This is a genomic window from Microbacterium kyungheense (assembly GCF_006783905.1).
Taxonomy (GTDB): domain Bacteria; phylum Actinomycetota; class Actinomycetes; order Actinomycetales; family Microbacteriaceae; genus Microbacterium; species Microbacterium kyungheense.
On sequence record NZ_VFPE01000002.1, the window covers coordinates 206,303 to 225,920 of the forward strand.

General features: G+C 66.4%; 20 protein-coding genes and 1 pseudogene. 9 read left to right on the top strand and 12 right to left on the bottom strand.

The genetic code is table 11. The features are described 5' to 3' along the window. Positions 1–8: 8 nt before the first annotated feature. The 3 genes from FB391_RS07680 to FB391_RS07690 all read right to left on the bottom strand — a co-directional run bounded on the left by FB391_RS07680 (position 9) and on the right by FB391_RS07690 (position 1,284). Positions 9–227, bottom strand: coding sequence for a DUF2188 domain-containing protein (locus FB391_RS07680; protein ID WP_141893870.1), 219 nt, complete (start codon positions 225–227; stop codon positions 9–11). A gap of 33 nt (positions 228–260) precedes the next feature. Then, positions 261–590, bottom strand: a complete 330-nt coding sequence (locus FB391_RS07685; protein ID WP_141893871.1) for a hypothetical protein — start codon at positions 588–590, stop codon at positions 261–263. A 130-nt stretch (positions 591–720) separates the two neighbouring features. Further along, positions 721–1,284 carry a helix-turn-helix domain-containing protein gene (locus FB391_RS07690; protein ID WP_141893872.1) on the bottom strand — a complete coding sequence of 188 codons (564 nt, stop codon included), beginning with the start codon at positions 1,282–1,284 and terminating at the stop codon, positions 721–723. 17 nt (positions 1,285–1,301) lie between these two features. Here FB391_RS07690 and FB391_RS07695 point away from each other — a divergent pair, with 17 nt between their 5' ends. After that, positions 1,302–1,799, top strand: a complete 498-nt coding sequence (locus tag FB391_RS07695; protein WP_141893873.1) for a GNAT family N-acetyltransferase — start codon at positions 1,302–1,304, stop codon at positions 1,797–1,799. Beyond that, the gene (locus FB391_RS07700) at positions 1,753–2,277 is read left to right on the top strand and encodes a pyridoxamine 5'-phosphate oxidase family protein (protein WP_141893874.1); all 525 of its coding nucleotides are present in this window, start codon (positions 1,753–1,755) and stop codon (positions 2,275–2,277) included. The genes FB391_RS07695 and FB391_RS07700 overlap by 47 nt, the downstream gene beginning before the upstream one ends. On the opposite strand, the gene FB391_RS07705 is transcribed toward FB391_RS07700, so the two are convergent. After that, complete coding sequence (locus FB391_RS07705) at positions 2,211–3,272, bottom strand: epimerase (protein ID WP_141893875.1); 1,062 nt, start codon at positions 3,270–3,272, stop codon at positions 2,211–2,213. The two genes, FB391_RS07700 and FB391_RS07705, sit on opposite strands and share 67 nt — an antisense overlap. Positions 3,273–3,374: 102 nt before the next feature. On the opposite strand from FB391_RS07705, the gene FB391_RS07710 reads away from it, so the two are divergent. From FB391_RS07710 to FB391_RS07720, 3 genes are read left to right on the top strand one after another with little or no spacing between them, the layout of a single operon-like run. Further along, positions 3,375–4,232 (top strand): ABC transporter ATP-binding protein, encoded by an 858-nt coding sequence (locus tag FB391_RS07710; protein WP_141893876.1) that lies wholly within the window; start codon positions 3,375–3,377, stop codon positions 4,230–4,232. Between the two features lie 37 nt (positions 4,233–4,269). Further along, a complete protein-coding gene (locus FB391_RS07715) occupies positions 4,270–5,304 on the top strand; it encodes an iron-siderophore ABC transporter substrate-binding protein (RefSeq protein WP_141893877.1) in 1,035 nt (344 codons plus the stop codon). A 32-nt stretch (positions 5,305–5,336) separates the two neighbouring features. Continuing rightward, a complete protein-coding gene (locus FB391_RS07720) occupies positions 5,337–7,403 on the top strand; it encodes an iron ABC transporter permease (protein ID WP_141893878.1) in 2,067 nt (688 codons plus the stop codon). A 326-nt stretch (positions 7,404–7,729) separates the two neighbouring features. On the opposite strand, the gene gad is transcribed toward FB391_RS07720, so the two are convergent. Both gad and gadC read right to left on the bottom strand, forming a co-directional pair. After that, complete coding sequence (gad, locus tag FB391_RS07725; RefSeq protein WP_141893879.1) at positions 7,730–9,124, bottom strand: glutamate decarboxylase; 1,395 nt, start codon at positions 9,122–9,124, stop codon at positions 7,730–7,732. A 40-nt stretch (positions 9,125–9,164) separates the two neighbouring features. Further along, positions 9,165–10,655: a glutamate/gamma-aminobutyrate antiporter GadC gene (gene gadC, locus FB391_RS07730; RefSeq protein WP_221886289.1), complete on the bottom strand. Its 1,491-nt coding sequence runs from the start codon at positions 10,653–10,655 to the stop codon at positions 9,165–9,167. A 179-nt stretch (positions 10,656–10,834) separates the two neighbouring features. On the opposite strand from gadC, the gene FB391_RS07735 reads away from it, so the two are divergent. Further along, the gene (locus tag FB391_RS07735) at positions 10,835–11,221 is read left to right on the top strand and encodes a DUF7882 family protein (RefSeq protein WP_246093410.1); all 387 of its coding nucleotides are present in this window, start codon (positions 10,835–10,837) and stop codon (positions 11,219–11,221) included. Between the two features lie 106 nt (positions 11,222–11,327). Next, positions 11,328–12,209, top strand: coding sequence for a choloylglycine hydrolase (bsh, locus tag FB391_RS07740; protein WP_281286419.1), 882 nt, complete (start codon positions 11,328–11,330; stop codon positions 12,207–12,209). Between the two features lie 60 nt (positions 12,210–12,269). Here bsh and FB391_RS07745 read toward each other — a convergent pair whose 3' ends face one another. The 3 genes and pseudogenes from FB391_RS07745 to FB391_RS07755 form a co-directional block, all read right to left on the bottom strand. After that, complete coding sequence (locus FB391_RS07745; protein ID WP_141893880.1) at positions 12,270–12,668, bottom strand: hypothetical protein; 399 nt, start codon at positions 12,666–12,668, stop codon at positions 12,270–12,272. Between the two features lie 285 nt (positions 12,669–12,953). Further along, the gene (gene arfB, locus FB391_RS07750; protein WP_141893881.1) at positions 12,954–13,391 is read right to left on the bottom strand and encodes an alternative ribosome rescue aminoacyl-tRNA hydrolase ArfB; all 438 of its coding nucleotides are present in this window, start codon (positions 13,389–13,391) and stop codon (positions 12,954–12,956) included. A 458-nt stretch (positions 13,392–13,849) separates the two neighbouring features. After that, positions 13,850–15,036, bottom strand: a pseudogene (locus FB391_RS07755) (IS3 family transposase). Between the two features lie 40 nt (positions 15,037–15,076). Between FB391_RS07755 and FB391_RS07760 the strand changes: the two are divergent. Continuing rightward, a complete protein-coding gene (locus FB391_RS07760; protein WP_141893882.1) occupies positions 15,077–15,391 on the top strand; it encodes a hypothetical protein in 315 nt (104 codons plus the stop codon). Positions 15,392–15,457: 66 nt separating this feature from the next. Here FB391_RS07760 and FB391_RS07765 read toward each other — a convergent pair whose 3' ends face one another. The 3 genes from FB391_RS07765 to FB391_RS07775 form a co-directional block, all read right to left on the bottom strand. Next, the gene (locus FB391_RS07765; protein ID WP_141893883.1) at positions 15,458–15,934 is read right to left on the bottom strand and encodes an ASCH domain-containing protein; all 477 of its coding nucleotides are present in this window, start codon (positions 15,932–15,934) and stop codon (positions 15,458–15,460) included. Next, a complete protein-coding gene (locus FB391_RS07770; RefSeq protein ID WP_141893884.1) occupies positions 15,931–18,099 on the bottom strand; it encodes a GNAT family N-acetyltransferase in 2,169 nt (722 codons plus the stop codon). Before FB391_RS07770 ends, FB391_RS07765 begins: the two co-directional genes overlap by 4 nt. Before the next feature lie 133 nt (positions 18,100–18,232). After that, positions 18,233–19,006, bottom strand: a complete 774-nt coding sequence (locus tag FB391_RS07775) for a hypothetical protein (protein ID WP_141893885.1) — start codon at positions 19,004–19,006, stop codon at positions 18,233–18,235. A 346-nt stretch (positions 19,007–19,352) separates the two neighbouring features. Here FB391_RS07775 and FB391_RS07780 point away from each other — a divergent pair, with 346 nt between their 5' ends. After that, on the top strand, positions 19,353–19,592 hold the full coding sequence (locus FB391_RS07780; RefSeq protein WP_141893886.1) for a hypothetical protein: 240 nt from the start codon (positions 19,353–19,355) through the stop codon (positions 19,590–19,592). Positions 19,593–19,618: the final 26 nt, after the last annotated feature.

Consider the following 19,618-nt stretch of genomic DNA (forward strand, 5'->3'; position numbering starts at 1 on the left):
CCCGCCGTTCAGCGCGTCGGCGGATCCTGCTCGTCGGTGATGGCGCCGGTCGGCTCCGCATCCTGCACGACGTGGTGGACGCCGAGATCGTCGGCGACGAGGCGCCCGGCCTCCACGGCCTCCTCCTTGCTGGCGAAGCTCTGCGAGAGTTCGGGATGCCCCTCGACATGGTTCTCCCACTGCCCGCGGTTGGAGCGGGTCACGACAGGGGCCGCCTCGGTCGTCATGTGTCCTCCTTGTTCACGGACAAGCTGCCAGGCTCAGAGGTCCCCGTCCCACGGGGACGGGTTGGTGGGTTCGACGTCGAACGCGGCCGTCGGATGCAGCCGGCGCTGGATCCCGTTCAGCCGCGTCACGGTGGCGTCGTCGATCACTTCGTCGGCGTCGGTCGTGACGTGATGGGCGAGCATCTGACTTGCCGGACCGATCAGCAGAAGCACTCCACCGACCGAACCGTCGTCGTTCAGGGTGGGGATGGACACCGTCTCGGCCTCGCCGACATCGGCGAGCGCCTGGCATGTGGCCAGCAATGCTGCGGCGATGTCGTCCCCCGTGACGAACTCGCTTCCTGCGTAGATGACCTTCTTCACAGTGCCCTTTCTACCCACGATCTCGCGATGGGGCTCCGGGGTTGCGGCATCCGGATGAAGCGGGTACAGCGCACCGTCACGAAGCCCCAGCGCTCGGCCGCGATCTGTAAAGGATCGCGGCAGAGGCGACTCAGGCAGGCGCGACGACCACGACGTAGGTGCACTCCTCGTCATCGGCGTTCTCGTAGGTGCACTCGGCGGGCCGGCCGAGAATGAGGCGGTCGCCCGCCGAGAGTCGGTGCACACGGTCGCCCTCGTGGAATGTCAGAACTCCGTCCGCGACCCAGATCAGATGGCGGCTGAACGCGTAGGTGGCCGCCGGGTAGGTGACCCGTGCACGCGGCGGCAGTGTCACTTCGGTCACATCGACGGGGAAGGCGGGCGCAGCAGCGACCTGGCGGCGGCGGTACCCGGTCGCCGGGTCCGTCCAGCCGGCGCGGTCACCCTCGCGCAGCAGACCGCTTTCGGGCGTCGTCGCCCGGCTCAGAAGGCTCGAGATGCTCAGCCCGAGCGCGCCGGCCAGCTTTCCGAGGAGCGCCGCGGTGGGGCTGCTCGCGCCGCGTTCGATGCGGTCGATCATGGCGCGAGAGACTCCGGAGGCGGTGGCGAGGTCACTGCCCGACCATCCCCGGCGTTCGCGTGCGTCGCGGACGGCGGAGCCGACGTCGAAGGTGTCGTCTAATATCTGCGACATCCGTCTACTATATTGCGATGACCTCTCTGCGCGCCGCCGACGACCGTGACCTCGACGCCATCCTCGCCATCCACAACGACGCCATCGCACACTCACGCGCGATCTGGACCGATGCGCTCGTGGATCGCCGGGAGCGCGAGCAGTGGCTGGCGGCCCGCCGCGAGGTGGGGCATCCTGTCGTCGTCGCGGAGGTCGATGGCGTCGTCGCGGGGTACGCGACCTACGGGCCGTGGCGTCTGAAATCGGGTTACCGCTACACCGTCGAGGATTCGATCTATCTCGACCGCGCGTTCCGCGGGCAGGGGATCGGCGGCCTGCTGCTGGGCGAGATCATCCGGATCGCCCGCGAAAGAGGCCTGCGCGTGATGATCGCAGACATCGAGGCGGGCAACACCGCGTCGATCCGGCTGCACGAGCGCTTCGGCTTCACTCACGCGGGACTGCTGCGGGGGATCGGCACGAAGTTCGATGAGCGACTCGACCTGGCCATCCTGGAGCTTCCGCTCGACAGCTGACGCCGCCTACGGTGAGACCGTGCTGTTCGATGCTGACGATCCGGCCGGGGTCGCTCACGCCCTGACCAGCGAGAACTCCTACCTCACGCTCGCGACGGTCGGGAGCGACGATGGGCCGTGGGCATCGCCGGTGTGGTTTGCTGCGCGGGGGCTCGAGCTCTTCGTCTGGGCGTCGAAGCCCGGGGCGCGACATTCCCGCCACATCGCGGAGAACCCGCGCGTCTCTCTCGTGATCTTCGATTCGCGCCAGTCGCCCGGGGCCGGAAGCGCGCTGTACGCGTCCGCTGCGGCCGGCCTCGTCGATGACGCGGGGTTCGACGAGGCACTGCAGATCTACAACGCACGGTCGCGCGAGCGCGGTCTGAGCGAGTGGGATGCCGTCGACCTGCGCGCTCCCGCCCGCCACCGTCTCTACACCGCCGTCGCCGATGAGGTGTTCGTCCTCGACGACCACGACGAGCGGGTACGCGTGCGCTGACGTCGCGCCATCGCGGTGCGGTCGCGCACGTCGGCGACGGCGGACGCGAGGTCGGGGTGGGTGAAGACAAAACCCGCGTCGAGGAGCTTCTCGGGCAGCACCCACCGGCTCTTGAGCACCAGTTCGGGTTCGGTGCGCGCCACCCACATCCCCGCCTCGAGCAGGAGCCGGGTCGAGGGAACGCCGATCGGCGTGCCGACGGCATGGCGGAGTGTGCGCATGAGCGTGCGATTGTCGGACGGATGCGGCGACGCGAGGTTGATCGGGCCCGCCAGGGTCTCGTCGTCGCGGATGAATCCGATCGCCCGGACGGCGTCGTCGACGTGGATCCAGCTCAACCGCTGGCGGCCGTGCGTCCGGTGCCACCGTGCGCACTGCGGGCCCGTCGGGTGGTCGCCGATGCCGCGGTACCGTCGGTGTGGCGGGCACCAGCCGTCGTACTGAGTGCCGCCCAGCCCGGCCCGGGCGAGCGCCAAAAGCACGCGGGTGGCAGGTCCGTCGCCGAGGACGATCGCCATGCGCAGCGCGGCTCGTCGCGTGCCCGGCAGCGAGCCCTCGAAGAACTCGCGTTCCCACGCGGCGGCGACGTCGACCGAGAATCCCGAGCCGATGTCGCCGGCGGACTCCGTCTGAGGGTGGTCCATCGCGTGGCGGTAGATCGTCGCCGTCGACGCGTTGATCCAGACCCGCGGAGGCTGCGCCGCCGCTGCGATCGCGGTCCGCAGCGCGCGCGTCGTGCGCACGCGGGACTCGAGGATCTCGAGCCGGTTGCGGTCGGTATAGCGGCAGTTCACGGATCGGCCGGCGAAGTTGAGCACGGCATCGGCGCCGTCGACAGCTGCGAGGAGCGCGTCGGCGTCCGTCCAGCCGATCCCGCCGCTGCGCCCGACGGTGCGGACCTCGTATCCGTCCGCCCGGCAGGCGTCGGCGACCGCGCGTCCCACGAAGCCGCTCGCGCCGGCGATCACCGCGATCGGTCGTCCTTCTGCGTCCATGGTTCGACCGTACACGTTTCTGAACATGTTCAGTAAATAGACGGCACGTCTGTAACGGCGCTCTTTTGATGCGACTGGAGGTATAGGTTAGGCTTCCCTAACGTGACCACCGACACGAACTCCGTGCGTCCCGCCGACGAGCTGCGCGGGGAAGCCCTGGCGCTCAGCTACGGACGCACGCGCGTCGTCCACGAGGTCTCGCTCCACCTCCGCCCCGGCGTCGTCACCGCGCTCATCGGGCCGAACGGCAGCGGCAAGTCGACGGCGCTGCGCGCCCTCGCGCGGCTGCACCGGGTCGATGCCGGCTCGGTGCACATCGAGGGTGCGGCCGGGCGCCGTGACGCGGCATCCCTGTCGGCGAAGGAATTCGCGCGCACCGTGGCGATGCTGTCGCAGTCGCGCCCGCATCCGTCGGGCCTCGAGGTGCGCGACGTCGTCGCCTACGGCCGCCACCCGCACCGAGGCCGCTTCTCGGGGCTCACCGATGCCGACCGCGCCGCCATCGACCGCGCGCTGGCGCTCACCGGGCTCACCGCGATGGCCCACCGGCCGGTCGACGAGCTGTCCGGCGGCGAGCTGCAGCGCGTGTGGCTCGCGACCGCGCTCGCGCAGAGTACGGGCATCCTGCTGCTCGACGAGCCGACCAACCACCTCGACCTGCGGTACCAGATCGAGACCCTCGACCTGGTGTGCGACCTCGCCGACCGCGGCACCGCCGTCGGCGTGGTGCTGCACGACCTCGACCACGCGGCTGCCGTCGCCGACGAGGTCGTGCTGATGCGCGGCGGCCGCGTGCACGCCTCCGGCACACCCGCCGAGGTGCTGACCGCCGACAACCTCACCGACGTGTACGGGTTCCGCATCGACACCGACGTCGACGACGCCACCGGACGCGTGCGTGTGATCCCACGCGGCCGTCACCACGAGCGCGTCCGCCGGTCCGAAGCCCTTCACGTCTGATCCGTTCCTGTCCGCACACCCCTCTGGAGTCCTCCCGATGACCAAGTCCTTCGCTGCCCTCGCCGTTCTCGGCGCCCTCGCCCTCGCGCTCACCGCGTGCGGCACGACCTCGGTGCCCGCGTCGGCCGATGCCGATGCCGACACCGTGACGTCGACGGGGGTCGGCTGCGCGGACGACACGACCGCGACCTCGACGGACGCCGTGGAGGTCACCGACGCCTTCGGCCGCACCGTCTCGCTCGACCAGCCGGCCACGAAGGTCGCGGTGCTCGAATGGCAGCAGATCGAGGACGTCCTCTCGCTGTGCCTCACGCCGGTGGCGGTCGCGGACGCGGAGGGCTACCGCACGTGGGACACGGCCGAGGAGCTGCCCGAGAGCGTCGAGAGCGTCGGCACGCGTCAGGAGCCGAACCTCGACGCGCTGTTCGCCACCGAGCCCGACCTCGTCATCGTCGAGGCCTACACGCGTGACGACGAGATCATCGCGCAGCTCGAGAAGTACGGCGTGCCCGTGCTCGCGACGCTCGGCGCCGACGCCGCGGACCCGATCGGGCAGATGCTCGACACGTTCGACCTCATCGCGCAGGCGACCGGTCGCACCGAGCGCGCGGACGTGGTGAAGGACGAGTTCGAGCAGCACCTCGCCGACGCCAAGGCCGAGGTCGAAGGAGCCGCCCCCGCGGTGACCGACTTCGTGTACTTCGACGGATGGGTCGACGGCGGCAACGTGTCGCTGCGTCCCTTCGGTCAGGGCTCGCTCATCGGCGAGCTCGGCGAGGAGCTCGGTCTCACCAACGCGTGGACCGGCGAGGTCGACCCGGCCTATGGCCTGGGCCAGACCGACATCGAGGGCATGACCACGATCGGCGACGCCAACCTGTTCTACACCGGCACGGTCGACCCCGACTCCGAGAGCTTCGTCGACGCCGCGGCCGAGAACCCCGCGTGGGCCTCGATCCCGGCTGTCGCCGAGAACCGTCTCGCTGCCTTCCCCGGCGGCATCTGGACGTTCGGCGGGCCGCGCTCGGCCGAGCAGATCATCGACGCCTACGTCGCCGCGATCACCCAGTGAGCACGCGGTCGTTGAGCGAGCGGGTCTCTCGCTTGTCGGGAGAGGACCCCGGAACCGGTGCGGAGACACCCCACTCGGCACCCGGGGGAGGAGCTCCGGCCGCTCGCTCAACGACCGCCGTGGGCGTCGGCGTGCTGCTCGCGCTGCTCGTGGTGCTGGTGCTCGTGGCGGCCTGGCACCTGACGCAAGGCACGAGCGGCGCGGCGTTCCCGAATGCCGACGTGCTGTGGGGCTCGCGGGTCCCGAGGCTCGCGGCGGGCGTCGCGGTGGGAATCGCCCTGGGCGTGGCGGGTCTCGTGATGCAGTCCCTGTCGCGCAACGCGCTCGCGTCGCCTGACACGCTCGGCGTCACGGCCGGCTCATACCTCGCTGTCACCGCGGTGGCCGCCTTCGGCGTCGCGGTCCCGATCTGGGCGTCCGGGTTCGTCGCCTTCGCCGGCGGTCTGGCCGCCGCCGCGCTCGTGCTGGGCCTCGCCGGCGGTGCGGGCACCTCGACCACACGCCTAGTGCTCGCCGGCTCGGCGCTCGCGCTCGCGTTCCAGGCGGGCACGTCCGCGCTGCTCGTGCTCTTCTCCGAAGAGACGAAGGGGCTGCTCGCGTGGGGGAGCGGAAGCCTCTCGCAGCTCGGCCTCGAGAGCTTCCTGCGGGCGGCCCCCGTCGTCGTGGTCTGCATCGTCCTCACCCTGGTGCTGGCGCGCCGCTTCGACGTCCTCGCCCTGGGGGACGACACCGCATCGTCGCTCGGCGTGCCGATCCGGTCGACGCGGGTGTTCGGCATCCTGCTGTCGGTCCTGCTGACGGCCACCGCCGTGACGCTCGCCGGGCCCATCGGCTTCGTCGGCCTGTGCGCGCCGGTGCTCGCACGACTGCTCGCGCGCATCGTGCCGGCGCTCGGCCGGCACCTGCTGCTCATCCCGCTCTCGGGGTTGATCGGCGCGATCGTCGTGATCCTCGCCGACGCGCTGCTGCGGGCGATCATCGGGCCCGAGGGTGCGATCGCCGTGCCGACGGGCGTCGCCACCACTGTCTTCGGCGCGGTCGTGCTCGTGGTCATGGCACGTCGACTGCGCGACTCCGGACCGACCCGCCGCCCGCCCACCATCCGGATCGGCGTGCGCAGCGGCCGCCGGTTCGTCATCGTCCTGATCGTCGCTGCGGTCGCCCTGTGCGCGGTCGTGGTCGCCGGCATGCTGCTCGGCAGCACCCGCCTGCTCACCGGCGACATCCTGCTGTGGCTTCAGGATGCCGCACCCCCGCGGATCGCGTTCGCCCTGGACGAGCGTGCCCCGCGCGTGATCGCGGCAGTCGTGGCCGGCGCCGCGCTGGGCCTGTCGGGCAGCGTCACCCAGGCGGTGAGCCGGAACCCGCTGGCCGACCCGAGCCTTCTCGGGATCACCGGCGGCGCGGGCCTCGGTGCCGTGCTCGTGGTCACCAGCGCCACGGCGACGACGTTCGGGATGCTGGTGGCCGCTGTCGTCGGCGGACTGCTGGCGTTCGTGCTCGTCTACGGCCTGGCCTGGCGCGGCGGGCTCAGCGCCGACCGGTTCATCCTGATCGGCATCGGCGTCTCGTACGGGACCGTCGCGCTCACGACCTTCGTGCTGCTGCGGGCCAACCCGTGGGACACTCCGAAGATCTACACCTGGCTGTCGGGCACCACCTACGGGCGCATCTGGGAGCAGGTGATCCCGCTGGCGATCGTGCTGGCCATCGCCCTCCCGTTCGTGCTCGTGCACCGCCGTGATCTCGACATCCTCGCGATGGACGAGGACACGCCGCGCCTGGTGGGCATCCGCCTGGAGCGCACGCGCCTGCTGCTGCTCGTCGCGGCGGCCGTGCTCGCGGCGCTCAGCGTCGTCGCCGTGGGAGTGGTCGGGTTCGTCGGACTGGTGGCACCCCATGCGGCGCGGGCTCTCGTGGGCGCGCGGCACAGCCGCGTGATCCCGGTCGCGGTGCTGCTCGGTGCGGTGCTCGTGGGTATCGCCGACGTGCTGGGGCGCACCGTGATCGCCCCCGCGCAGCTGCCCGCGGGCCTCGTCGTCGCGCTCGTGGGTGCACCGTACTTCGTGTGGCTGCTCTGGCGATCCCGCGACACGTAGGCCGGCGGGCCCGCCACGACGGACGCCCCGAACGCGGCGACGACGGCGGCCGAGGCATCCACCGATCCGTCATCGACCACGATGACCTCGTCGGAAAGTCCTCACCCGTCTCTCGCGTCACACCTCAACCAACGTCCCAGGACAGTGCTGAGGGGCGCCTGCTCGCTCGTGTCCAAGGGTCGTGCCGTCGTTCGACGGCGAAGCACCCTGGAAGATCCGCCCGGCCTCCGTCGAAGTGGGGACTCGATCTGGCTGATCGAGTCTCCACCCTTCGCGAGGCCGCGGTGCATGGCACGGGGCTTGCGCAATCCCCGCGCTCGTGCAGGTTAGTGGTGGAAGGAGCCGGCTTCCTCTTCGGTCATGGGGACGGTGATGGGGTGCTTGTCGAAGTGCTCGATGGCGGCCCGGTAGTCGTCCATGAGGAGGTTGGCCTCGTCGCGGCTGAATCCGACGCGCACGAGGATGCGCTGGATCGGGAGGTCCTCCCGATTCGGCGGCATCGTGTAGGCGGGCACCTGCCAGCCCCGGGTACGCAGCCGGTCGGCGAGGTCGAACAGGGTGAAGGAGTGCTCCATGCCGTCCTTGAGCTTCCACGAGACGGCCGGGATGCCTTCTTGCGGAGTGCCGCCGTTGATGATGTCGAAATGACCGAGCTTGTCGATCTCGGCGGCGAGGAACATGGCGGTGTCGTAGCAGGACTGCTGGATCCGGCGATATCCCTCACGTCCCAGGCGGAGGAAGTTGTAGTACTGGGCGACGATCTGCCCGCCGGGGCGTGAGAAGTTCAACGCGAAGGTGGGCATGTTGCCGCCCAGGTAGTTGACGTTGAAGATCAGCTCCTCCGGGAGGTCCTCGGTATCGCGCCACACGACCCAGCCCACACCCAGAGGCGCGAGTCCGAACTTGTGGCCGGACGCGTTGATCGACTTCACACGGGGGAGGCGGAAGTCCCACACGATGTGGGGCGCGGTGAAGGGGGCGAGGAAGCCGCCGCTCGCACCGTCCACATGGATCGGGATGTCCAGCCCCTTCTCCTCCTGCAGTGCGTCCAACGCGTCGCTGACGGCCTGGACGGGTTCGAACCCGCCGGTAAAGGTGACCCCGAGGGTGGGGACCACGCCGATGGTGTTCTCATCGACCCGGCTGATCACCTCTTCGGGGGTCATCAGGAACCGGTCCCCTTCCATGGGGATCTCGCGCAGCTCCACGTCCCAGTAGCGGGCGAACTTGTGCCAGCACACCTGCACCGGCCCGGTGATGAGGTTGGGAGTGTCGGTCGGCTTGCCCGCCGCACGCTGCCGGGCCCGCCACTTCCACAGCAGCGCCATCCCGCCCAGCATCGCCGCCTCGCTCGACCCGGTCGTCGACGTGCCCGCCGTGTTGGCCGCATCGGGCGAGTTCCACAGGTCGGCCAGGATGTGCACGCAGCGGGCCTCGATCTCGGCCGTCTGCGGGTACTCGTCCTTGTCGATCATGTTCTTGTCGAGGGTCTCGGCCATCAGCAGCCGCACCTCGGGCTCCAACCAGGTCTGACAGAACGTCGCCAGGTTCTGCCGCGAGTTGCCGTCGAGCATCAACTCGTCCGACACGACCTGATACGCGTGACGTGCGAGGTGCTCCTTGTCCGGCATCCGGTACTTCGGCATCGACACCGACATGTCAGTGGACGCGAAGACCTCGTCCAGGACCTCGTCACGGATGTTGTCACGTTGATGCAGCATCTTCTCTTCCTTCTTCTCAGCGATTCAGTACGTCGGGGTGTCAGCTGGCAGTCGGGGTCGTCGTCGCCTCCGTCTTGGTCGCATCGACGTCGTTGTCCTGGTGTGCATGCGAGACGTCCGGATGGATCTTCCAGCTGTCTTTGCGGAACATCATGATGATGAACGGCCAGATGCCGAGGCCCACGATGCCACCGATGAGCAACAGGGTGTAGCCGAGCTGGCCCATCGAGCTGCCCTCGGGCTCGACGAATCCGATGAGGAAGGCGAGCAGGCTCGCGAGGAAGCCGAGCCACCCGATGAAGCCCATGGCCGGCGTGCGGAATCCGCGCTGGACGTCGGGGTGGGTGCGCCGCAGCTTCATCGCCGCGAGGAACATCATCATGTACATGATCAGGTAGAGCTGCACGGCCATCGCCGAGAAGATCCAGAACACGCTCTGCACGGAGGGCACGATGGCGAACAGGACGGCGAGGACCGTGACGATGATGCCCTGCACCACCATGATCGGCACCTGCATGTCGTACTTGTTGGTGCCCTGCAGCTTCGGGGGCAGGTATCCCTGACGGCCGACCAGCAGGAGGCCCTTGCTAGGACCAGGGATCCACGTGACGACCGAGGCGAGGATGCCGAACACGATGAGCAGGGCCATCACCGTGGTCGCCCAGGGCATGCCGAGCTGCTTGAAGAACACGTCGAACGCCTGCAGCACCCCCTGAGTCAGATTGACGTCGCTGGGTGCGACTCCCACGGACAGGGCGAGCGTCGGGAAGATGAAGATGATCAGGATCACGATGGATGCCAGGACGATCGCACGCGGGAAGTTGCGGCTCGGCTTGTCCATCTCGTTGACGTGCACGGCGTTCATCTCCATGCCGGCGTACGAGAGGAAGTTGCTCACGATCAGCACGATGCTCGCGAGGCCCGTCCACGTCGGGAACCACTGCGCCTCGGTGACGGGCGGGAGCTCGGACTTCCCGCCCGAGGTGAGGAACAGGATGGCGAACAGCACGAGCCCGAGAGACGGGACGATCGTGCCGGCGATGAAGCCCCACTTGCTGACGCCGGCGAAGGCTTTGACTCCGCGGAACGCGATGAGCGTCGAGAACCAGTAGACGATGAGGATGACGGCTCCGGTGAACAGGCCGTTCGAGGCCAGCGCCGGGTTGAACACGTACGCCAGGGCGGATGCGAAGAAGGCCAGCTGTGCGGGATACCAGACGACGTTCTGGATCCACTGCTGCCAGATGGCGCTGAAGCCCATGCGTTCGCCGAACGCCTCTTTCACCCAGACGAACACACCGCCCTTCCACCCGCTCGCGAGCTCGGCCGCGACAAGCGCGACCGGCACCATGAAGACGAGGGCCGGCAGGATGTACAGGAAGATCGACGCCCAGCCGTACTCCGCCATGGCAGGCAGACCGCGGACGCTCGCGACGGCGGTGGCGATGAGGATCGCCATCGTCGTCCACGACATGCCGGCTGCGGCTCTCTGTGCCACAGCCGTCGCGCGGGACTTGCTGTCTTGACTCACGTCCACACCTCCACTCGAGGGCCTGTCGGCCGCCAAGTCGTCGGCGCACCCCCCGGTGCTTCGGCGACAGTACGTGGGTACTCAACTCCGTCGCGTGGCGAGGGACATCGCGCACATTAGGTGAAAAGGCCGGCCCGGTCCTGCCGCGTCGAGGGCGGCGCCATGCGCCGGCCTCGCAGATGCGCGTACGGTGGGGGCACCGGTTCATCGACGCCGCGGTCGAGACGCAGGAGGTCACCATGGGGCATCTGATCTACGGTGTGGCACCGGCGATCGACATCGAGGATCGTGCGCTGGAGCATCTTCGGGTCGTCATCGTGACGAAGCTCCGGCGCGACGAGAGCTTCAGTTTCAACTGGGACAACGAGCCCGACGTCTCCGGCGATGACGCGATCAACGCGCCCGGTCTGCACGGCACCGTGTGGATCTCGAAGGCGTCTTCGCTCTACTTCAGCTTCGACAGCGCGCCCACCGCGGCGCTGAATCCGCACTGGATCATGGCGCTCATGGAGGAGGCGAACAGCAACAGGGGATTGCGCCTCGTCCCCGAGCCCGAGCGCCCCTGACGGCGCCTTCGCCCCGGCAGGCACTGCACAGCCCACCACTGTAGCGGAGCGGTCCTCCTCGACGTAGGGTGACCCATCACGGGGAGGATCTCAGCCGGAGGTCGACATGTGCACAGGCGCCAACTACACCACGCGGGATCACTACTTCGGGCGGAATCTCGACCTGGAATTCTCGTACAACGAGACGGTCACCGTGACCCCTCGGAACTTTCCGTTCGAATTCCGCAAGGCGGCTCCGCTGGAAAGTCATCACGCCATCATCGGGATGGCGACCATCGCGGACGGATACCCCCTGTATTACGACGCGGCGAACGAGAAGGGCCTCAGCATGGCGGGGCTGAACTTTCCGGAGAACGCGGACTACAAGCCGGAAGCGGCCGGCAAGACGAACATCACTCCCTTCGAGTTCATCCCCTGGCTCCTCGGACAGTTCGAGACCGTGGGCGAGGTGAAGGCCGCGCTGCAGACGATGAACCTCGTAGACATCTCTTTCAGCGCCGCTTTCCCGTTGTCGCCGCTGCATTGGATCATCTCTGATCGGACGACATCGATCACCGTGGAGAGCGTGAAGGAGGGGCTGAGGGTATATGACAACCCCATCGGAGTCCTCACGAACAATCCCACCTTCGATATCCAGTCGTTCAACCTGAACAACTTCATGCACCTGTCCAAGAATCCGCCGGAGAAGCACTTCTCCGACGAACTGGACTTCGATGTCTACAGTCGCGGGATGGGTGCGATCGGCCTGCCCGGGGACCTGTCTTCCGCGTCCCGCTTCGTGAAGGTCGCCTTCACGAAGATGAACTCCGTGTCGGGGGATTCTGAGTCCGAGTCGATCAGTCAGTTCTTCCAGATCCTCGGTTCTGTCGCGCAGCAGCGGGGATGTGTCGAGGTCTCGCCGGGCAAGTTCGAGATCACCATCTACTCGTCCTGCTGCAACACCGATAAGGGATCTACTACTACACGACCTACGAGAACAGCCAGGTGACCGGGATCGACATGCACAAGGAAGACCTCGACGGCACCGCGCTCGTCGACTACCCGCTCGTCAAGGAGCAGCAGATCCGCCTGGAGAACTGACGGCCGGTACAGCACTGTGCGGGATCGACGGCGAGGCGGACGGGGCGCCGTCGAACGCCCACGTCGGTGCGGAGGTCCGCGGCACCTCCAGGCAGTCGCCGGGGAGCGACCCCGTGCTGCTGTGCAGCAGTATGACCGCATCCTCGGCGTCCTTGAGCGTCGACGTTCGAACCGTGATCTGTGTGGCGTCGTCCGGGACCCAGTCGGCGTCCACCGCTCCGCCGGCAGCGAACGCGTCCACATCCTCGGAGGTATGTGTGGACTCGTTGTGCAGGATGCCGTCGACGGCGGAGCATCCGCTCAGCCCCGCCATTCCTCCGAGGACGAGGAGGGCGGTCGCGAACAGGAGGTCGGTGCGTCGTGTCATTGCTCCACGATGCTCTGAGCGACCGCCGGATGCGTCAGCCTGCGGAGGTATCCGCTCCGTCGTAGGACTGATCCCGCAAAGCCGTAGCCATCGGGGTTCACGGCTTGCGCGCCGAAGGCCCTAACCCCGTTCGGTGGCGTCGTCGGTGGTGGCTCGTATGGTTGCCACGTGATTGCTCGGGTTTCTGGAACTGGTCGTCCATTGGTCGCGATTCATGGCTTCGGGGTCGACCTTGCGCCGCCACATGGTCGGCAGGTGCCTGTCGCTCCAGGCGGGAGCCAGAGGTCAGTCGTTGGGTGGCCGACGGAGCCGCTTCACGTCAGTGCGATGCTTCTTTGCCGCCAGGCGTCGTTCCTTCGCGCCGCGACTGGGTTTGGTGGGTCGTCGCGCGGGCGGTGGCGGCCGCAGTGCGTCAGCCACCATCGCGGCAAGTCGCGCGCGTGCGGCATCTCGGTTGCGTCGCTGCTCGCGATGTTCGGATGCCGCGATCGTCAGCACTCCGCCGACCAGTCGGCCGCTCAGCTGCGTGACGAGCCGCTCTCGTTGATGGGGGGAGAGGGCAGCCGATCTTGCCGCATCCCACACGAGTTCGACGCGGGAGTCCGCCGTGTTCACACCCTGCCCGCCCGGACCCGAGGAACGCGAAAACCGCCAGGACAGTTCGGACTCGGGGATCGTGACCCCGGCGGTGACGCGAAGTCCGGGACGGTTGGCAGCCGGCATGAGTCCATCATCCCTCGGCGGGCGAACGCTCTCAGGCGGATGCTGCAGGTGAGTAGAGCACGCCTAGACCCGACGAGGGGCAGGACATAGCCGAGAAGAACGATACCCCTGGAGGGACTCGAACACGTTTTGAGCACTTTGCATAGTGACGTCGAACGACAACTTCCGCGGAATTACGCGGGTTTTCGAGACGACTGCGACATCCAGCGACGCCCGCAAACAGCCAGCAGCGAATGGAATGCGGCCAAAATGCGGGCAAGAGTTGCCAGTCCTGGAGCACACTTTGAGGCTCATGCCAGAAATGGATGCGGCCAGGTCGGTGTCGGCCATAACTGGAACCGCGCGATTTTGGGCGGTCTGCTCTCAGCGACTGACCCTGTTTGGCAGAGTGCTCAATGCGGGCTAACGCATCCCAAGGGTCTGCCCCGAGTCTTGTTGACAGTCGGGGTTTGGGGTGATCAGGCCGCTTCTGCGTCCGTGTAGATCATCTCAAACTCGATGGGGGTGAGTCTGCCGAGGCCGCGCTGACGGCGTCGACGGTTGTACTTCGTCTCGATCCAGATGACCATCGCGAGGCGGAGTTCCCGCGACTATCCCAACGTCGGGTGTTCAACACGTTCTTCTGGAGCAGGCTGAAGAAGCTCTCCATGCTCGCGTTGTCCCCGGCCCCGTAAGACCGGCCCATGGAGCCGACGAGGCCGTTGTTCTGGAGCAGGTTCTGGGTACGCTTCGCGCGGAACTGACCGCCTCTGTCCGAGTGGCAGATCGTGCCGTTCGGTGAGCGCAACGCGATCGCGTTCCTCATCGCCGCCCGCGCAAGAGATGACTTCATCCGGGTGTCGATGGAGTAGCCGACGATCTTGTTCGACCAGACGTCCTTGATCGCGCAGATGTAGAGCTTGCCTTCCCTGGTCGGGTGTTCCGAGATATCCCAGAGCCACACCTTGTTCGGCCCGTCGGCGACGAACTTGTGCCGGACCACGCCGTGCTCGTCGACGACCGCGAGGAGGTCGTCGTGCGGCGCCGGCCCGCTGCTGCCGGGCTTGCTCCGCTTGCGGTGGTGCGACGCGTGAATCCCGGCGATCCGGCAGAGTCGGTGCCGGTTCTCGCTCGCGGTGATGCCGTGCTCGGTGTCGAGCTCGTCGGTGAGGAACCTGTAGCCGAGAGTGACATCGTCCGCATGCAGGTCGTAGAGCACATCAACGAGGTGCGCATCGTCCCAGTCCCGCCGGGAGACGGGGGTCTTTGAGCCACTGATAGTACCCCTGCCGGGACAGGCCGAGGACCCGCAACGCCACCGCGACCGGCACCCTGATCCGGGTGCCGGCAGCAGCCATCTCTTGGACGAGCGGAAAGACTATTTTCCCGGCAGGTTCGCCTGCGACAGATACGCCGCGGCCCGCCGCAGCACCTCGTTCTCCTGCTCCAGCAGCCGGATCCGCTTGTTCGCCTCACGCAGCTGCTTGCGCTCGTCGTCGGTCAAACCGGACCGCTTGCCGTCCTCAACGTCAGCCTGCTTCATCCAGTTGGTCAGCGAGCCTTCGGAGATACCGAAGTCTTTCGCGATCTGCGCCAACGACGCCTGGCCCTTGCGGGCCACGGCCACAACATCGTCGCGGAACTCTTTCGGGTAGGGCTTTGCCACAAGAACATCCTTCCAGCGAGGACGAATCCTCACAGTTCAGATGTCAACCAAACTCGGGGCAGACCCCATCGTCGATCTCGGACGTCGCAATGTCGTCGGCGCGAACCCTTCGATTGTGTCGCTCGAGGCGCGCCTCGACTTCGAGGCACGCGTTCCTGTGAGTGAGTGGCGAGGGATCGACGATGAGACGCTCTCGCTCTGGCTTACCGAGCCGAATGCGGGCACCGTCACAGTGGGCTTCTCGCGTAGCGTGCGGCTCAGCGCACGCTGCAGTTGGCACACAGAGCAGAATGTGCCCGACTTCGATGGCGAGCCTATCGAGGTCAGTGTGTTGGCCGAACCGTCGTTGCCATGAGTTCGTGCGGCTTGGGCGGGTACGTTTGCGGTCGGGGAGTCAGTCCTGTTGGGATCGCGGGTAGCCTTAGCCGAGCGCCAGGACGGCACCTGCACTGCTGACGAGCGACTGGTCAGGGCCATTCGCGGACACGTCGCGTAGATGGGCGAGTTGCTTTTCGCTCAGGTATCGGAAGCTCTGGGCAGGCTCGACATGTAGTAGATGCCGAAGCTCGGCGAGTCCAACCGATCGGGACCACCGCTCTGGCGCGTCGAGCTCAAGGACCGAGCACTCGCTCGCGCCCTCAAGATACTCGGTCAGCTCCGAGTTCTCAATACCGATCACGTCGGAGTAGTCGCGCCAGATCTTCTCGGTGTTGCTTCGAATCAGCCGCCGCGCACGCATGGTGCCGAGGACTGCCTTCTCCGGTGACGACGCGTAAATAATCACGGTCATTCCCTCGGGGACGTTCGGGAAGCGCCGCCGAATCTCCGCGGTCTTTGTTCCGTCGAGCAGGGCCCGCGCGAACCGTGGTCGGACCGATAGCAGGAGGGCGCGGCTCATTCGGGACGCCCTTCAGAGAGTTGCCGAACCATCACGTCATCGAACATTTGAGGGTCGACTTCTCGCATACTTTGCACGTTGCCCTTCACATAGCGCTTGAAAATCTCGTCGTGACGCGAGATCGGTCGCCGGAGAAGTTCAGTGTCCTCGAAGCGTATGACATTGATGTTGCCAGCCTTGTCGGCGGCAGCTTCAATCTCCGACTTGCGTAGAACCCCTACCTTGCCGAATCGGGCAAGGGCCTCGCCTGCAGGCAGGCGGACGGAGTCGACGAGAAGCGATCTCGCCACGATCCTCTGAATGGGGTGTCGTCTCCCGTCGTCGGCGGTGGCATACCAAAGGATGCGCGCCGGAAGGTCACTCGGCACGATCCGCGAGCCCGAGAAATAGACCAGCTCGCGGGAGAGTCCGAGGCCTCGTCGCCGCAATGAGATCAGACCATCGCTCAGACCGAGGAGATTGGTCGCCCATCTCGGTTGGATGGGGATCACGTACGTCGCCATGCCAGACGCCTGGACCACGAGTGGCCATCGATACCTCTCGGCGAGGCCGACCTCGGCCGACGAAGCGAGGCCCAGGTCCTTGGCAGTGGCGGTCGCTGGACCAAGGACTGTCGCTCGGGGCTCCGTGCCACTGAATCCGTCCGCGGTGAGTGCGGCCTCAAGCGTTGGAGAGATGGCGGGGTCCATGATCTCGAGTCGTGTTGCGCCGTGCTCCCACGCCGCGCGGCGGAAATGCCTAAGCAACTGGAATGCGACCGTACTGCCTCGTTCGCCGCGGACCGAACGGATCAGCGACAATCTCAGGACCGCTCCATCGAGCTCCCAGGCGGCCAGAGCCCACAAGTTGCCCTGCGCGTCGACCAGCTTCTGCACCGTTGTCGATCTTCGTTTCGCCAGCGTGTCACGGAGGCGTTGAGCGAACGCGCTCGGCTTTGTCTCGACGTCGTAGACACGAAAGGCGGGCTCCAACTCGGATTCCACTTCTTCGACGCCGCGCCACTCAAGGTCGCCATCATCAATCAGGTTCGACCGGAAGTCGCTCATGAATGACTCAGGGCTGAGCGCAGCAACGAGCTGATGTGGACGCACAACCCGAATGGGGTGCTCGCTACGACTCCACCCCTCCGAAGCGAGACACACGTTGCTGTCATTGGTCACGAAGTAGTCGGCACCCGCGTGAATGGCGTCAGCGACGTGCAGCACATCTGTGCGGAGACTCCGATCCTTCGCGAGGAGCCGTGGGTCTGTCGCGGCCAGCAGACTTTCCTCGAGGCTGCGGTCGCCTGGGCGCAGCGTACTCAGCCGCGTCAGGTGCTGACTCGCCTCCCGGACACGTCGGCGCGCGGACTGGTCCTGGTTCTGGCTGATTTCGTTGTCCACTTCGCCTGATACGGCGAACGTTACCAACGGCTGAAGCCAGTCTGCGCGGAGCTCCGCTGTCTCTTCGCGGTGGTCACGTTTGATTTCTGAGGGCAGGAACAGATCGCCGATGATGTTGGTGTCGAGGACGGCGAGCGGAAGGTTGGAAGCAAGCGACGCTGCCTCAAGAAGATCCAGCCCCTCCTCGACATTGATCCGCTTGACCCAGTTCAGGAGTATCGAGCCGTTGAGGGCGCGACCTGGGCGTTCCGAGGCGACATGCATTCCGAGCGATCGCCAGAATTCGTCGATTCCGTAATCCGTACGGCACGAAGCGGTGATCAACGAGCGACGCGGATGCAACCTGACCGCTGCGTCGACCATCTTTCGGGCGAGGCCACTGCCGCGCGCCCGCTCATCAACGCAGACGTGCACAAGCTTGATCAGGTTTCTCCGCGGAACGTCGTAGAGGACGTAGCCCACGGTCGCGCCGTTGAGCACGCCGAGCAGGAGTCCGTTGTGTTTAGCTCGGTCTCGGAATCCTGCGTCCGGCATCGGCCCGAGCCGACCTCGATTGGCTTTGTGCACGGCGAGCACCGCGTCGAACTCGGCTTGGGCACCCGGCCGGTCCGGATCCCAGACGACAACGTTGACCTCCAACGTTGGCCCCCTTCGCCGAATCACTGTCACGGTTTTACCAGAGGGACCGCGCAGCGTTTGCCAGGCATGCCGCACGGCACTCATCCAGCGCCCGCGATGTGCAGAAACTTTCCCGCCGAACGGCGCGCGGTCCTGGTCGCTCACGCTCCCTCGCCGCTCACCTACCGCGCGACGGGAACCGAGTGAGAAAAGCCGCCTCTGCTGGGCAAATCCGCGCACGCGCGCGAGCAGATCGCGCGTCGTCAGGGACGCGTGTTCGTATGCCCGCTGGGCAGCCTTAGCCCGACCGCGTCAGTTCCCACTCCTCGGCAAGCGCCTTGACCGCAACAATGAGGTTGTCGTCGCGCATCACACGTCCGTAGACCGTCATTACGGCCGGAAGGACGATCCCGAGCACCACTCGCGGATCGGCAACCGAGTCCGGGTCGCTGTCGAGGAAGGTATGCATCCGAATGCCGCCACCTACCCGCTCTGGCTGAACGTATGCATCCGCGAGGCGCATGCTCGGTTTCGATAGCGGCGTCGCCTCCAGCCAGATTTGGTAGAGCAGCGCTTCGAAGTGGCCCGAGTTTCTTCCCGCCGTGGACGTTTTTATCAGGTTCTGTGCACGATTTAGGTCGTCGCTGGTGGGCAACTTGTCTCGCAGGGAGAGGAACTTCGAGATGTACTCGTCGTTGACGTCTCCCAGCGGAAACCCGCTCGAAGACGACTCCAGTAGTTGCTTCAGGTTGTAGGCGTGAATTATGCCGAAGGCGTGCACACCGTGAACGCCAGTTCGCTCGATCGCCGTAAGCGCAAGCGCTTGGTCTATTGCAGAGCGGAACATTGCGCGGGACTCGACCGTGTAGCCGTGGTCAACCATGATGCTCAACGCGCGTACCGTGCGCATGATGCTGGCCATGATCCCAAAGGCGAACAGGCCGACCTCCAAGACATCTGCAGGCGACTCCTCTTCGCCGTATGCCATGTTCGGACCATGCTCGGCGTAGTAGCCACGCCAAAGGGTCTCCAAGCGCGTCAGCCACTCCTCGGCCTCGTCGCCGTCGGTCATCAGGGGCCAGCCGAATTCGTCACCTTGCACACCTGAAGAATAGGGAACAAGACGTGGCGTCCGAGCGCTGCACTCAATCTCGCCTGCGTCGCTGCGAGTCCCGCGCGGAATCCGGTGGGACGCGTGCGAATAATGTGGTCCAGCGCTCCGAGGTGGGGCGAGTAGCGGGACCTGTACCCGAGGCGTGTTCGGCCGCATGGCCGACCACCATTGTGCGCGGCCCAAGACGCGTCGCCTTCCCGACAGCGTCACCCAGAGGGAAGGGTTGACTGATAGGTTGAGCGTGTTCGCAGCCTGAAAGCTGGGGGTGGACCCACTTCAAAACTGGGGCGCCCTAGAGGTTGTGGTGGCACTGCTGATTCTCGGCGTCGTTCGCCTTATGAGTGACTGGTCTTCGACCGCATCCCATATTGACAACGACAACAAGGAAAGGAAGTCCGCCATGAATGCACACATGCTGAAGAAGTTCTACGACAAGTGGACCGCCTGGCGGTCACGCTGGTCAGGACGAAAGTTCTGGCAGTACGTACTGGAATCGATGTGGGCTTACGGCGCTGGTGTAATGGCAGCACGCCCCCTTCCTTGAGGTTGCGAACACGAAGAAGTCCTGCG

Excerpts from the sequence above, each read along its gene's own strand:
- FB391_RS07680 (WP_141893870.1), bottom strand. The coding sequence starts at position 227 with ATGACGACCGAGGCGGCCCCTGTCGTGACCCGCTCCAACCGCGGGCAG.
- FB391_RS07690 (WP_141893872.1), bottom strand. The coding sequence starts at position 1,284 with ATGTCGCAGATATTAGACGACACCTTCGACGTCGGCTCCGCCGTCCGC.
- FB391_RS07695 (WP_141893873.1), top strand. The coding sequence starts at position 1,302 with ATGACCTCTCTGCGCGCCGCCGACGACCGTGACCTCGACGCCATCCTC.
- FB391_RS07700 (WP_141893874.1), top strand. The coding sequence starts at position 1,753 with ATGAGCGACTCGACCTGGCCATCCTGGAGCTTCCGCTCGACAGCTGAC.
- FB391_RS07705 (WP_141893875.1), bottom strand. The coding sequence starts at position 3,272 with ATGGACGCAGAAGGACGACCGATCGCGGTGATCGCCGGCGCGAGCGGC.
- FB391_RS07715 (WP_141893877.1), top strand. The coding sequence starts at position 4,270 with ATGACCAAGTCCTTCGCTGCCCTCGCCGTTCTCGGCGCCCTCGCCCTC.
- gad (WP_141893879.1), bottom strand. The coding sequence starts at position 9,124 with ATGCTGCATCAACGTGACAACATCCGTGACGAGGTCCTGGACGAGGTC.
- FB391_RS07735 (WP_246093410.1), top strand. The coding sequence starts at position 10,835 with ATGCGCGTACGGTGGGGGCACCGGTTCATCGACGCCGCGGTCGAGACG.
- bsh (WP_281286419.1), top strand. The coding sequence starts at position 11,328 with ATGTGCACAGGCGCCAACTACACCACGCGGGATCACTACTTCGGGCGG.
- FB391_RS07745 (WP_141893880.1), bottom strand. The coding sequence starts at position 12,668 with ATGACACGACGCACCGACCTCCTGTTCGCGACCGCCCTCCTCGTCCTC.
- arfB (WP_141893881.1), bottom strand. The coding sequence starts at position 13,391 with ATGCCGGCTGCCAACCGTCCCGGACTTCGCGTCACCGCCGGGGTCACG.
- FB391_RS07760 (WP_141893882.1), top strand. The coding sequence starts at position 15,077 with ATGTCAACCAAACTCGGGGCAGACCCCATCGTCGATCTCGGACGTCGC.
- FB391_RS07765 (WP_141893883.1), bottom strand. The coding sequence starts at position 15,934 with ATGAGCCGCGCCCTCCTGCTATCGGTCCGACCACGGTTCGCGCGGGCC.
- FB391_RS07775 (WP_141893885.1), bottom strand. The coding sequence starts at position 19,006 with ATGACCGACGGCGACGAGGCCGAGGAGTGGCTGACGCGCTTGGAGACC.